This is a genomic window from Pseudomonas sp. PA-7-1E, assembly GCF_021605325.1.
Lineage (GTDB): Bacteria > Pseudomonadota > Gammaproteobacteria > Pseudomonadales > Pseudomonadaceae > Aquipseudomonas > Aquipseudomonas fluorescens_BV.
This window is the reverse complement of record NZ_WKFA01000025.1, coordinates 40,402-54,438: the sequence shown is the minus strand read 5'-3', so window position 1 is coordinate 54,438 and position 14,037 is coordinate 40,402. Positions and strand designations below refer to the sequence as shown.

General features: G+C 59.4%; 11 protein-coding genes. 6 read left to right on the top strand and 5 right to left on the bottom strand.

All coding sequences use genetic code 11. The annotated features are described in order from the left end of the window. Positions 1 to 97 precede the first annotated feature (97 nt). Positions 98 to 769, top strand: a complete 672-nt coding sequence (locus GIW79_RS17390) for a DUF3313 domain-containing protein (protein ID WP_054919033.1) — start codon at positions 98 to 100, stop codon at positions 767 to 769. A 56-nt stretch (positions 770 to 825) separates the two neighbouring features. Here the strand turns inward: GIW79_RS17390 and GIW79_RS17385 are convergent, their stop codons facing one another. Both GIW79_RS17385 and GIW79_RS17380 read right to left on the bottom strand, forming a co-directional pair. Next, entirely contained in the window at positions 826 to 2,226 is a 1,401-nt protein-coding gene (locus GIW79_RS17385; RefSeq protein WP_089041740.1) for a DUF1254 domain-containing protein, read from the bottom strand. A 114-nt stretch (positions 2,227 to 2,340) separates the two neighbouring features. Further along, positions 2,341 to 2,694, bottom strand: coding sequence for a response regulator (locus GIW79_RS17380; protein WP_236454225.1), 354 nt, complete (start codon positions 2,692 to 2,694; stop codon positions 2,341 to 2,343). A gap of 262 nt (positions 2,695 to 2,956) precedes the next feature. On the opposite strand from GIW79_RS17380, the gene GIW79_RS17375 reads away from it, so the two are divergent. The 5 genes from GIW79_RS17375 (at position 2,957) to GIW79_RS17355 (ending at position 9,524) form a co-directional block, all read left to right on the top strand. Next, complete coding sequence (locus GIW79_RS17375; RefSeq protein ID WP_236454228.1) at positions 2,957 to 6,454, top strand: response regulator; 3,498 nt, start codon at positions 2,957 to 2,959, stop codon at positions 6,452 to 6,454. Then, a complete protein-coding gene (locus tag GIW79_RS17370) occupies positions 6,455 to 7,285 on the top strand; it encodes a CheR family methyltransferase (protein WP_019817062.1) in 831 nt (276 codons plus the stop codon). Next, positions 7,282 to 7,881: a chemotaxis protein CheB gene (locus GIW79_RS17365; protein WP_054896518.1), complete on the top strand. Its 600-nt coding sequence runs from the start codon at positions 7,282 to 7,284 to the stop codon at positions 7,879 to 7,881. The genes GIW79_RS17370 and GIW79_RS17365 overlap by 4 nt, the downstream gene beginning before the upstream one ends. Further along, positions 7,875 to 9,068, top strand: a complete 1,194-nt coding sequence (locus GIW79_RS17360) for a hybrid sensor histidine kinase/response regulator (protein ID WP_034127459.1) — start codon at positions 7,875 to 7,877, stop codon at positions 9,066 to 9,068. The genes GIW79_RS17365 and GIW79_RS17360 overlap by 7 nt, the downstream gene beginning before the upstream one ends. A 78-nt stretch (positions 9,069 to 9,146) precedes the next feature. Then, positions 9,147 to 9,524 (top strand): response regulator, encoded by a 378-nt coding sequence (locus tag GIW79_RS17355; protein WP_032897270.1) that lies wholly within the window; start codon positions 9,147 to 9,149, stop codon positions 9,522 to 9,524. Between the two features lie 61 nt (positions 9,525 to 9,585). Here GIW79_RS17355 and GIW79_RS17350 read toward each other — a convergent pair whose 3' ends face one another. From GIW79_RS17350 to GIW79_RS17340, 3 genes are all read right to left on the bottom strand, one after another. Then, on the bottom strand, positions 9,586 to 11,256 hold the full coding sequence (locus GIW79_RS17350; protein WP_034127458.1) for an ATP-binding protein: 1,671 nt from the start codon (positions 11,254 to 11,256) through the stop codon (positions 9,586 to 9,588). Continuing rightward, positions 11,256 to 12,755, bottom strand: coding sequence for an ATPase domain-containing protein (locus GIW79_RS17345; RefSeq protein ID WP_034127457.1), 1,500 nt, complete (start codon positions 12,753 to 12,755; stop codon positions 11,256 to 11,258). The genes GIW79_RS17350 and GIW79_RS17345 overlap by 1 nt, the downstream gene beginning before the upstream one ends. 157 nt (positions 12,756 to 12,912) lie before the next feature. Next, complete coding sequence (locus tag GIW79_RS17340; protein ID WP_054919022.1) at positions 12,913 to 13,971, bottom strand: tetratricopeptide repeat protein; 1,059 nt, start codon at positions 13,969 to 13,971, stop codon at positions 12,913 to 12,915. Positions 13,972 to 14,037: the final 66 nt, after the last annotated feature.

Here is a 14,037-nt window from a genome sequence, read left to right as displayed (position 1 = left end):
TGTACTGGCTGGCGCCGAGCGAAATCAGGTGTGCTGCCCAAGTATTGGCTATACCTATAGCTCATTCTTACGATGATGGTCGCCAGGGAGTTCACTAATGAAGCTAAGGCTAATAATCGGCACAGTGTGCGTCGCCTCGCTCGGTTTGGTTGGTTGCGCCAGCAAAGTGGTGCAACCGAATGAATATTCAGGGTTCCTTTCCAACTACAGCCAGCTCAAGGAAGCCAAGTCACCGTCGGGGGCCGAGGTGATGCGCTGGGTTGATCCACAGCTGGACCTGAGCCACTACACCGCGGTCTACATCGAGCCTACCCAGTTTTACCCCAAGCCCCAGGCCACTTCCCGAATTCCCGAGAGCACGTTGCGGGGCATCAATGACTATTACAACCAGGCGCTCAAGCGCGAGCTGGGTCAGTCACTGCCCGTGGCCAATGCCCCAGGCCCAGGGGTGATTGTTGTGAGAGCGGCGATTACCGCCGTGAGCAGCAAGACCGAGAGTCTCAAGCCATATGAGTTTATTCCCGTCGCCCTGGTGGCCGCGGCAGTGAGCACGGGCACTGGCATTCGCGACCAGGAGACCACCCTGGGCACCGAGGCGCAGTTCCTCGATGGCGCCACTCATAAAGTGCTGGCCCAAGTGGTGCGCAAAGGTACCGGCAAGCCGCTGGCTAATGACTCCCAAGTGATGAAGGCCGACGATGTGAAAAGCGTTATCGACGGTTGGGCGTCGGACCTGCACCAGTCCTACGTGAAACTGAAAAAACACTGAGCCAAAAAAAAGCGCGGCGGGTCATCACCCGCCACGCTTTTTTTATTTCGCAAAGATTATTTTAGCGGCGTCAACGCTGGTACCTTCCACTGGCCGCTAGCGACTTCAGGCTTGGGCAGATAAATGCGCAAGACCGCGTAAAACGGGCCGGGAGGGGCCGGCAACCAGTTGCTCTGCTCAGCCTTGGGTGGCTCGTGGTGTTGCAATGCCAGGGTCAAGCCACCATCGGCATCGAGCTTGAGGGTCGGTAGCATCTGCGAGTTGATCAGGTAGCGCTTCTTGTGATTCGGCACCAGCAATTTGGTCTTTGCGTCATACATCGTCAGCGACCAGAACGCATCAGCCGGCGGCAACTGATCCTTGGCAAAATGCACGGTGTAGCTGTGGCGTGCACCATTGGCCGGCTTGCCCTCGCTGTCAATGACGTAGCTCAAGTGCGCGGCTTCATCACTGGAGTTGCCAAACATCCCCAGCTCGGCACCGGCGTAGCGGTACAGGTAGTTGTTTTGCAGGTGATCGCGGCTGCCGTACAGGTCTGCGCCGGTTACTTGGTGGGTGTCGACCTTGGCCTTCTTGAACGCGGCGAATTCTGCGCGGCCATCGGCGATGCCGTCTTCCAGAGCCTTGCGCTGCTCGGCGGTCAACTGGTTGACTTTGAACGGCGCGCCCGGGGCAATACCGATCCTGGCAAAGCGCGCCAGCAGGTCTTTTTCACTGTCCTGGGGCGCGGCAAAGGCCAGCATGAAGTTCAGGTAGCGAAACAGCTGCGGGCCTTCGGTCATGGTCGCCATCGGCTTGGGCCATTGGATCTTCGGCACGTTGGCGGGGGCGGGTTGCTTCACATAACTGCTCAGCGCCTGCACCTTGTAGCCGCTCTGGATCTGCTTGACCTTGCCCAGGTCTTTGTCATCAAACAGTTGCGTGCGGTAAAGCGCGTAAGCGATGTTGCTTTCGCTGTAGACCACACGGTCGATGTCCACCGGCTGCTGACCTTTCCAGTCTGGCCCGGCGATCATGTAGTGGCCGCCGTTATTGCCGGTACTGCGTGTGCCCAGGTAGGCGAAATTCTGCGTATAGAGGTCGATCAACTGCACCGAGTAATAGCGGTTGTCTTCAATCTTGGGCAGGGTCAGCACCAGCGGCTCTTTGCGCAGGTCCATCCACACGAACGAGTACGGTGTGTCGACGTTCGGGGTGGTAACTGCGTTGTCCTTGGGGGTGAGCACCTGGGCGCTGTTTTCGATACGGTTGAACGGCGCCTTGAAGTGGGCACCGCCTTTATCAACGGCCTGGGTGTAGAGCGTCTTGTACATCTGCACCACCGGGAAGCCGTACAAGTAGGCTTCCTTGGCAATGGCCCTGGCTTCGCTGGGGCTTGCGGTGAAGTCAGCCCAGGCGCCTGAGCTCATGAGTATCGAGAGGCTCGCCAACAGCAGGCGCGTCGGTTTTCCAATCATGTTGTTGCGTCCTTCCTGAGTGCTATCTGAGAGCGTGGCGTGAAGGCGCTGAGTTTCCTGTTTTATTGGCCGGTCGTCACGTTAATCTCTGCAAAGGACCATGAGGAAGGGGCGTTAGAGCATGGATTTGACTTTGTCACGCAACTGATCGATCGAAAACGGCTTGCCAATCACCTGCATGCCGTCGGGCACATCAATGTTTTCGGCATAGCCGCTGGCAAACAGGATAGGCAGGGTCGCGCGCAGTTCGCGGACTTTGTTCGCCAGTTGTTTGCCGTCCATGTCGGGCAGGCCAACGTCGGTCATCATCAGGTCGATGATCTTGTCGGTATTTTGCACTAGCGCCAGTGCTTCCCCAGCATCCGCGGCTTCGAGCACCGTGAACTCCAACTCTTCGAGGACATCGACGATCAGCATGCGCACGATGGCGTCGTCTTCGACTACAAGGATGGTGGAGGTGTGAGACATAGTGGACTTTCCTGAACAGTGAGAGCGCTGGGCTTAAAGGCAACTAGATTGTGAGTAATAACAATGCCAGCAAGTTCCGAAGCAATTGCTGGCATTGTGACCTTAGCGGCGCAAAAAGTCCCGTCCGCTTGCGTGCTGACTCACCAAGGTGCAGGCGCCATGAGCTAGACCGCATCCGCTGCCAATCAACGCACAAACATAGCGTTGAGCGACGTTATTCGGGCAAACTTGCGGTTTTCCCGCATTTGGCCAAGGCATGCCCATGACACCCGCGTCGTCCGTCGATGAAAAAAGCTTTCGTACCTTGCTGAGCCGTAACGTGGCCCTGCCCTTGGGCGTGGGCGTGCTCAGCGCGGTGTTTTTCGTCTGCCTGATTACCTATTTGCTCTCGGTGATCCAGTGGGTGGAGCACACCGACCGCGTCATTAACAACCTCAATGAGACGTCCAAACTGACGGTTGACCTGGAAACGGGTATGCGCGGGTTCCTGATCACCGGTGACGAGCACTTCCTTGATCCGTACGAAGTGGCCAAGCCGCGGATCATTGCCGACCTGCGCAATTTGCAGGATCTTGTGGCCGACAACCCGCAGCAGGTCGACCGACTCAAGCGCTTGGAAACCTTGCAAACCGAATGGAACAACTACGCACAGTCGATGATTGAGCTGCAGCGCAACAGCGGTGATTACCGGGGCGCGGTCAAGGCGGGCCGGGGCAAGCGGCTCACCGATGAAATTCGCAAGGAATATGAGGACGCGGTGGCGATGGAACAACAGTTCCGTATCACCCGTAACGCAGAGGTTACCCGCACGACGGTGATCAGTGTCACGTTGTACCTGGCGTTTGTACTGGGGCTGAGTGGTTTTCTGGCCTACATCGGCAGGAAGAATTTAATTTCACTTTCAAAGAGTTACAGCGCAAACCTCGCGTCACAACAGAAGATTGCACGGCGCCTGGAGCAAACCGCCTGGCTGCGCAATGGCCAGACCGAGCTGGCCGAGCAAGTGCTGGGCCAACTGACCCTGAACATGCTGGGACGCAATATCCTGCAGTTCTTCGCCCAGTACATGGGCTCGGCCGTCGCGGCGCTGTACGTGCGCGAAGAACACGGCGGCCTCAAGCGTGTGGCCACGTATGGCTTCTCCCGCGAGCAGGAACAACAGGAACAGTCGATCTACAGCGACGAAGGCATCGTCGGGCAGGCCGCCCAGCGCGATCGCCTGATTCGCCTGGACGATGTGCCGGTGGATTACTTCAAGGTCAGTTCCGGCCTCGGTGAAGGGGCCGCCCGCAGCGTATTGGTGGCGCCAACCAGCGATGATGACCGTGTCAATGGCGTGGTCGAGCTGGGTTTCCTGCGCCCGCTGGATGAGCGTGATATCGAACTGCTGGAGCTGATTGCCGGCAATATCGGCACCTCCATCGAAGCCGCGCGTTATCGCCAACGCTTGCAGGAAGTGCTGGCCGAGACCCAGCAGCTCAACGAAGAACTGCAAGTGCAACAGGAAGAGCTCAAGACCGCCAACGAAGAGCTGGAAGAACAGTCGCGCATCCTCAAGGAATCCCAGGCCCACCTGGAAACCCAGCAGGCTGAGCTGGAGCAGACCAACGAGCAACTCGCCGAACAGACCCAGACCCTGGCCGAACAGCGCGACGCCATGGACCGCAAGAACATCGAGCTGAACCAGGCCCAACTGGAGCTGGAAGACCGCGCCGATGAGCTGCAGCGTTCCAGCAAGTACAAGTCCGAATTCCTTGCCAACATGTCTCACGAGCTGCGCACACCGCTGAACAGCTCGCTGATCCTGGCCAAACTGCTGGCAGATAACCCCCAGGAAAACCTCAGCGCCGAGCAGGTCAAGTTCGCCGAATCGATCTATTCAGCCGGCAACGACTTGCTCAACCTGATCAACGACATCCTGGATATTTCCAAGGTCGAAGCCGGCAAGCTGGAAGTGCGCCCGGAAAACGCTAGCGTCGAACGCCTGGTGGATGGCCTGCGCGGCATGTTCGAGCCGCTGGCAATGGACCGCAAACTGGGCTTCCAGGTGGACGTGCAGCAAGGCTCGCCAACCCTGCTGTTTACTGATCGCCAACGCCTGGAGCAGATCCTCAAGAACCTGTTGTCCAACGCCATCAAGTTCACCGAACAGGGCGAGGTCAGCCTGTCGGTGTCACGCGCGCCGGGGGAGGGCATTGCCTTTACCGTGCGCGATTCCGGCATAGGTATCGCCCCGGATCAGCAGGAAAGCATCTTCGAAGCCTTCCGTCAGGCCGACGGCACCACCAATCGCCGTTACGGCGGTACTGGCCTGGGCTTGTCGATTTCCCGTGACCTGGCCACCTTGCTGGGCGGCTATATCAGTGTGACCAGCGAACCGGGCAAAGGCAGTATTTTCACGCTTGTACTGCCTGAACAGTACGTCGAACGCGACGAGGACGCAGCGCCGATCGAGCCTCCCCGCCAAGTGGTGGTCGCGCCGGCACCGGCGCCCGTCAAGGTGTCGCCATTGCCGGTGGCCGACGCCAAGCTGATCCCACGCTTTGCCGACGACCGCGAAAAAGCACCGTTCAGCACCCGCTGCATCCTGGTGGTGGAAGACGAGCCGAATTTTGCGCGAATCCTGTTCGACCTCGCTCACGAACTGGGTTACCACTGCCTGGTCGCCCACGGTGCCGACGAGGGCTACAGCCTTGCCGAGCAGTACATCCCCGACGCGATCCTGCTGGACATGCGCCTGCCAGACCATTCCGGGCTGACCGTGCTGCAACGCCTCAAGGAACACGCCAACACGCGCCATATCCCCGTGCATGTGATTTCCGTGGAAGATCGCGTCGAAGCTGCCATGCACATGGGCGCCATCGGTTATGCCGTCAAGCCCACTACCCGCGAAGAGCTCAAGGACGTGTTTGCGCGCCTGGAAGCCAAATTGACCCAGAAGGTCAAACGCATCCTGCTGGTGGAAGACGATGACCTGCAGCGCGACAGCATTGCCCGCCTGATCGGTGACGATGACATCGAGATCACCGCCGTAGGCTTTGCCCAGGAAGCCCTCGACCTGCTGCGCACCACCATCTACGACTGCATGATCATCGACCTCAAGCTGCCGGACATGCTCGGCAACGAACTGCTCAAGCGCATGGCCACCGAGGACATCTGCTCGTTCCCGCCAGTAATCGTCTACACCGGGCGTAACCTGACCCGGGATGAAGAGGCCGAACTGCGCAAGTATTCACGCTCGATCATCATCAAGGGGGCGCGCTCGCCCGAGCGTCTGCTGGATGAAGTCACGCTGTTTCTGCACAAAGTCGAATCCCAGTTGTCCCATGACCGCCAGAAGATGCTCAAGACTGCCCGCAGCCGCGATAAGGTCTTCGAGGGGCGCAAGATCCTGCTGGTGGACGACGACGTACGCAATATCTTCGCCCTGACCAGCGCCCTGGAGCACAAAGGCGCTGTGGTGGTGATCGGGCGTAACGGCCAGGAAGCCATCGACAAGCTCAATGAAGTGTACGATATCGACCTGGTGCTGATGGATGTGATGATGCCGGAGATGGACGGTTACGAGGCCACTGCCTTGATCCGCCAGGACCCACGCTGGAAAAAACTGCCAATCATTGCCGTGACGGCCAAGGCCATGAAGGACGATCAGGAACGTTGCCTGGCAGCAGGCTCAAACGATTACCTGGCCAAGCCGATTGACCTGGACCGCCTGTTCTCACTGATTCGCGTATGGCTACCGAAGATGGAACGCATTTAAGTGGAGCAGTGTTTCTTGGATAAGAGCAGCGATATTGAGCTGCGCCTGTTGATCGAGGCGATTTACCTCAAGTACAGCTATGACTTTCGCGACTACTCGGGCGCGTCGGTCAAACGCCGTGTGGCCCATGCCTTGCGTCAGTTCGACTGCGCGACCATTTCCGCACTGCAAGAGCGCGTGTTGCACGACCCGGCCGCGTTCATGCAGTTGCTGCAGTTCTTGACCATTCCGGTGAGCGAGATGTTTCGCGACCCGTCGCACTTCCTCGCGATTCGCCAGGAAGTCGTGCCGCTGCTCAAGACCTACCCGTCGATCAAGATCTGGATTGCCGGCTGCAGCACGGGCGAGGAGGTGTACTCCATGGCCATCCTGCTTCGTGAAGAAGGCTTGCTGGAACGCACCATCATCTACGCCACGGACATCAACCCCGCGTCGCTGGACAAAGCCAAGCAGGGCATCTTTTCCCTGGAGAACGTGCGCGCCTACACCGCCAATTATCAGCAGGCCGGCGGGCAACGGTCATTTGCCGACTACTACACAGCGGCTTACGATTACGCGATCTTCGACAAGACATTGCGCGAGAACGTGACCTTTGCCGACCACAGCCTTGCGACCGACAGCGTATTCTCAGAAACTCAATTAATTTCATGTCGTAACGTATTGATTTATTTCAATAAAAAATTGCAAGATCGAGCGTTTGGCTTGTTTCATGAGTCGCTGTGTCATCGCGGCTTTTTGGTGCTGGGCAGCAAGGAAACCCTGGATTTTTCCGCCTACAGCAAGCAATTCGAGCCCTTGGTCAAGCAGGAACGGATTTACCGAAAATCATGAGCGACGCGCCAGACACCCCGATTTCGGGGATCGAAGCCATCGTCGTCGGCGCTTCCGCCGGCGGCGTTGAGGCGTTGCTGAGTATTTTCGGCCAGTTGCCGAGCACCTTCGCGCTGCCGATCATTGCCGTGCTGCACCTGCCGGACGAGCGCCGCAGCCAACTGGCAGAAGTCTTTGCCCGGCGCCTGAACATCCCGGTCAAGGAGGCCAGGGACAAAGAAGCGCTGGAGGCGGGCACCTTGTACTTTGCCGGGCCCGGTTATCACCTCTCGGTAGAGCAGGACCGCAGCCTGTCCCTGAGCCAGGAAGACCGGGTGCACCATTCCAGACCCGCCATCGACTACCTGTTTTCCTCGGCGGCCGATGTGTATGGGCCGCGCCTGCTCGCCATTTTGTTGACTGGCGCCAACCAGGACGGCGCAAGCGGGCTGGCCCACGTCAAGCAATCGGGTGGCATTACCATCGTGCAGGACCCACAAGAGGCACGCATTGCCGTCATGCCCCTGGCGGCCCTGGCCTTGCACACACCTGACCATATTCTTTCCTTGAGCCGAATCGGCTCATTGCTGGCTTCCCTGGAACCCTTCCCATGTTAAGTACTGTCCAGGCCAAACTGCTGATCGTCGACGATCTGCCGGAAAACCTGCTGGCCCTCGAGGCGCTGATCAAGCGTGAGGATCGCCAGGTCTTCAAGGCATTGAGTGCCGACGAGGCGTTGTCCCTGTTGCTGGAACATGAATTCGCCATGGCGATCCTCGACGTGCAGATGCCTGGCATGAACGGTTTCGAACTGGCCGAACTGATGCGCGGCACCGAAAAGACCAAGAACATCCCCATCGTGTTCGTCAGCGCCGCTGGCCGCGAACTCAACTACGCCTTCAAGGGCTATGAAAGCGGCGCGGTGGACTTCCTGCACAAGCCGCTGGATATCCATGCGGTCAAGAGCAAGGTCAATGTGTTCGTCGACCTGTATCGCCAAAGCAAGGCGATGAAGCTGCAAGTTGAAGAGCTGGAGCGCAGCCGCCGTGAGCAGGAGCTGTTGCTCACTCGCCTGCAGGCCACCCAGGCCGAGCTGGAACAGGCGGTGCGCATGCGTGACGACTTCATGTCGATTGTTGCCCACGAAGTGCGTACGCCCCTCAACGGGCTGATTCTGGAGACCCAACTGCGCAAGATGCACCTGGCCCGGGACAACGCCGCGGCGTTTACCCTGGACAAGATGCGCGCCATGGTTGACCGCGATGAGCGCCAGATCCAGAGCTTGATCCGCCTGATCGAGGACATGCTCGACGTGTCGCGTATCCGTACCGGCAAGCTGTCGATTCGCCCGGCACGCATCGACCTGGCGCAACTGGTACGCAACCTGGTGGATAACTTCGCGCCGCAAGTGGCAGCCGCCGAGTCGTCCATGCAATTGCAGGCCGAAAGCCCGGTGCAAGGCTGCTGGGATGAGTTCCGTATCGAGCAGGTGATCACCAACCTGCTGACCAACGCCCTGCGCTACGGAGCCAAGAGCCCGGTGCAGGTGCGGGTGTATACCGAGCATGGCGAAGCGCGGGTAGAGGTACGCGACCATGGCATTGGTATCAGCGAGGAGAACCAGAAGCGTATTTTCCAACAGTTCGAACGGGTTTCGGCCAACCATTCCGCAGCCGGCCTGGGCCTGGGCCTGTTTATTTCCGAGCAGATCGTGGCGGCCCATGGCGGCACGATTGAGGTCGAGAGTCAGATAGGTGAGGGCGCCCTGTTCCGGGTATGCCTGCCTTTGGAAGTGGCCGAGTGAAATCAATCGTCACCCCGACGCAACCTCTGCGTGACCCCATGGTCGTAACTGCAGCAATTGACCGGACAAAGGCTTCCCATGAGTGAAGATGCACAAGATGTCGTACTGATCGTCGAGGACGACGAATCCATTATGTTTGTGCTGGGCGAGTACCTGGCAGGCTTGGGCTACCGGGTCTTGAAGGCGATCGACGGGGAGCAGGCCTTCGAAATCCTTGCGACCAAACCGCACCTGGACTTGATGGTGACCGATTACCGCCTGCCGGGTGGGATCTCGGGCGTGCAAATTGCCGAGCCGGCAATCAAATTGCGTCCGGAGCTGAAGGTGATCTTTATCAGCGGGTACCCGCAGGAAATTCTGGACTGCCACAGCCCCATCACGCGCAATGCGCCGATCCTGGCAAAGCCGTTCGATCTGGATACGCTGCAGGAGCATATCCAGCGGTTATTGGCGTAATACCGCACAACTTGAGACTCTGCGCATCTCGACGCTCTTCTTTTTAGGTGGCGTGACCGCCTCAGGCCCTGATCATTTCTCGGACCTTGGCGGTCAATAAATCGAAGGTAAACGGCTTGGTGATCAACTGCATGCCCGGATCCAGGAATCCCCCTCGCACGGCGGCATGCTCGGCATAGCCGGTGATGAACAATACCTTGAGTTGAGGACGAATCTGCCGGCCGATTTCCGCCAGTTGCCGGCCGTTCATACCGGGTAGGCCGACATCGCTGATCATCAGGTCAATGCGCTGTTCGGATTCAATAATCGGCACCGCCGTATTCGCATCCCCAGCCTCGATAAACCCATACCCCAGTTCTTTGAGCACAGCGCTGACCAGCACCCGAACCGCGGGGTCATCCTCGACAATCAACACCGTTTCCCCAGCATTGGCAAACGGCAGCAGTGTCGGGTTGAGCGGCGCCTGTGCCTGGGGCTCACCGATGAAGCGCGGCAGAAACAGGCTGACCGTCGTGCCTTGGTTGACTTCGCTGTGGATGGTCACATGCCCACGAGACTGACGAGCGAAGCCGTAGATCATCGACAACCCAAGACCGGTGCCTTGGCCGATGGGTTTGGTGGTAAAAAACGGATCGAACACGCGGCCCATCAGATGTTGCGGTATGCCGCAACCGTTGTCGCTGACACTCAGCTCTACGTAGTCGCCCGGGGTCAAGGTGCCGTAGGCGGCGGTAAAGACACTGTCGAGGTGGCGATTGGTGGTCTCCACGGTCAGCGTGCCACCCGTGGGCATGGCGTCGCGCGCGTTGATCACCAGGTTGAGCAAGGCGCTTTCGAGCTGGTTCGGGTCGGCTTCGGCGGTCCACAGGGCATCGCTCAGACGCATGTCCAGGCTGATGCTTTCGTTGATGCTGCGTTGCAGCAACTCGCCCATGGCTGCCACCAGTTGATTGATCTGCACGGGCTTGGAGTCAAGTGATTGTCGGCGCGAAAACGCCAGCAACCGGTGTGTGAGGCTGGCCGCGCGATTGGCGGAGGTCACACCCAGGTCGATCAGGCTGTCCAGGTCATCCAGCTTGCCTCGGGATACCCGCCTGCGCAGCAGTTCCAGGCTGCCGATAATGCCCGTGAGCATATTGTTGAAGTCATGGGCGATACCGCCGGTCAACTGGCCGACGGCTTCCATTTTCTGCGACTGGCGCAAAGCCTCTTCGTTATGGCGCAGTTGAGCCGTGCGTTCTTCCACTTGCTGTTCAAGCGTTTCCAGGGTGCGCTGCAGCCGCAGTTCACTCTCGCTCAAGTCAATCAACCGGTCCCGTGCTTCGTATTGGCGACGCCGACCGCGCAGCGCGGCGCTCACCAGGCTGATCAGGGTAATGGGGTGGAAAGGCCGCTCCAGAAACGTCACGTTGCCCAGCAAGCCACTGAGCCGGGTGGAGCCGTTCTGCTCTTTGCCGCCATGATGGGTCATCAGCACGATCGGCAGGTCGGACCACGCCGGCTGCTGGTGCAATTGCTCGAGCAGTGGTTCAAGGTCTACGCCACGCAGCGCCTCGGCGGCAATGATGAGCAGGCCGGCGCCTTGCGCCAGTTCTTCGCACACTTGCCCCAGGTTGCTGGCGACGATCCCGCTGTAGCCGGCTTCGTTAAGCATCATCAGCGCCAATGAACCATCGCGGCCCATGGGCGCCAGCACGATGGCGCGCTCGGAGATGGGGGAGAGGGCCGGCACTAGCCCTCATCCTTGAGCAGAGGGGAGCCGGCGCCCATATAGGTTGGAATGCCGCGCAGCACACCCTGGAAGTTATCCAGGGGAACACCCACGGTCATGCCACGGCTGCCGATGCGATATTCGCGGATAGTCGACTCATGGGAGCCAGTCCTTTTCTTGATGATCGAAATGGCCCGGCGAACTTTGCCCAGAGCCTCGAAGTAACGCAGCAGGATCACGGTGTCAGCCAGGTAGGTGATGTCGACCGGGGTCTGCATATCGCCCACCAGGCCGTGCTGGGCCACCGTCATGAAGGTCGCGGCACCGCGGCGGTTGAGGTACAGCAACAGCTCATGCATATGGAGGATCAACGCGTTTTCTTCAGGCATTGCGGCCTGGTAGCCGTTGATACTGTCGATGACCACCGTCTTGATGCCGCGCTCATCCACGCAGCGACGAACCCGGTGCGAAAATTCGCCGGGGGAGAGTTCAGCGGCGTCTACCTGTTCGATCAGCAGGTTGCCGGTGTCCCGTAGCGCGGCGAGATCAATGCCCATGTTTTTCATGCGCTCGAACAGCAGGCCCAGTTCTTCATCGAAGATAAACAGCGCAGCCTTTTCGCCTCGCGCCACGGCGGCGGCGGCGAAGATCATCGAGATCAGCGACTTGCCGGTGCCCGCCGGGCCGAGAATCAGGCTGCTGGAGCCGGTCTCGATACCACCGCCGAGCAAAGAGTCCAACTCCTCGATGCCACTGCTCAACGTTTGACGGTTATAACCACCGCGATGCTCGGCCGCTACGAGGCGCGGGAACACGTGAATGCCGTCGCCCATGATGGTGAAATCATGAAAGCCGCCACGGTATTTCTGGCCACGGTATTTCACTACGCGGATACGCCGACGCTCGGCACCGTAGGTGGGGGTCAGTTCTTCCAGGCGAATCACGCCGTGGGCCACGCTGTGCACGGTTTTATCCAGGGACTCGGTGGTCAGGTCGTCCAGCAGCAGTACGGTGGCGTCATAGCGTACGAAGTAGTGCTTGATCGCCAGGATCTGCCGGCGATAGCGCAAGGAGCTTTGCGCCAAAAGGCGGATCTCAGACAGGCTGTCGACCACCACGCGGGTCGGCTTGACCCGTTCTACCACTTCAAAGATCTGGCGGGTGGCTTCACCCAGTTCCAGGTCGGAGGAATACAGCAGACTTTGCTGGTGATCGGCGTTGAGCAGGCTTTCCGGAGGGGTCAGCTCGAAGATATGAATATGCTCATCCAGGTCCCAGCCGTGGGATTTGGCACCCTGGCGCAGTTCGTGCTCGGTTTCGGACAGGGTGATATATAAGCAACGTTCGCCGTTCTGCGCACCGGCCCGCAGAAAATGCAGGGCCACGGTGGTTTTACCGGTGCCGGGTTCGCCTTCGAGCAAAAACACGTGGCTTCGCGATAGCCCCCCGGCAAGAATGTCATCAAGACCTTCGACGCCGGTGGCCGCCTTTTCACTCAACAGCTGTTTGGATGTACTCAAGAAGTGCCCTCAGGTCACGTACAAGTAGAGGGGCACGCCGAATGGGACGCGCCATATTCACTTGACCGTAGTGGCCACTGGCGGTTCAACGTTTTGAATGATTTGGACGAAGAGAGGCCGATTTTACAAGTTTTTGCAGTGCTGAACTGATCGCAGATCAGAGGCCCTGCTGTAGCGCCGGATCATCCGGGTTCTGTTGCTCCAGTTGAGCGAGCAGCACTTGGACGTTCTGCAACTGGCCGGTCTCTTTCCAGTAGTTGACCAGCAGCACGCGGGCTTTGCGGTTGGCGGGGTGACGCTGGACGATTTCTTCCAACTGGCGCTGGGCCGCCTCTACTTCGTCCTGGGCGTGCAGGGTCGTGGCCAGGTCGTAGCGATAATCCGGGTTGTCCGGCGCAAGCTCCACCGCCTTGGACAAGCCGAGCAGGGCGTAGGGCCGCTCGCCATGGTGCAGCAGCCACATGCCCAGAGCATGTTGCAGGTAGGCCGATTCGGGGTGCGCAGCCAATTGTCGGGCCAGCAGTTGACGCGACTCGTCAGTCTTTCCTTGTTTGTCCAGCAGTTCGATTTGCGATACCACCGCTTGCAGGTTGTCCGGCTGCAAGCGCATTGCCTGCTCCAGGGCGTTTTGCGCCTCCGGCAGCAGGGCGCTGTGGATGTACAGGCGCGCCAATTGAATCCAGCCTTCAGCCGTTTCGGGCTGGGCCTTCAGCGTTGTCACGAATTCGTCGAGCACCTGCTGCAGTGGGCCAAAGTACAAACCCAGGGTATCGGGCGACAGGCCGAGCAAGGCGTTGGCGGCGGCAAAGCGCACCGATTGTTCCGGATCGTCCAGCACCGGGCCGAGCAGTAAGGTGCGCTGGCCAGTGGGCACCAAGCCGACGATGCTGTGAATCGCGGCTTCGCGCACCAGCGCCGACTTATCGGCGAGGTCTTTATCGGCCAGTTTCAGCGCCTGGGGGCTGGGGTAATTGGGCAGCTCGGCGTGCAAGGCGGCGCGGCGCTCGGGCGACAGGTCCGGCCGGCCGAGCTGTTGGTACAACACACGTGCGGCGCCTGGCTCGCCATTATGCGCCTGCTTCAAGGCCTTGGAATAGCCATGGGCGATGGCCGGGGGGACGGCCACTGCCGGGGTACGGGAGAAAAACCAGGTGATCAGTACGATCAGCAACAGGGCGCACAGGCCGATGATGGAGTAACGGCGAGACTTTGACATGCAGGCGTCCGAAAGCTTGGGCAGCAAAGTTCCAAGCTTCGGTCAGTGCGAGGCGAGTGTCAAACC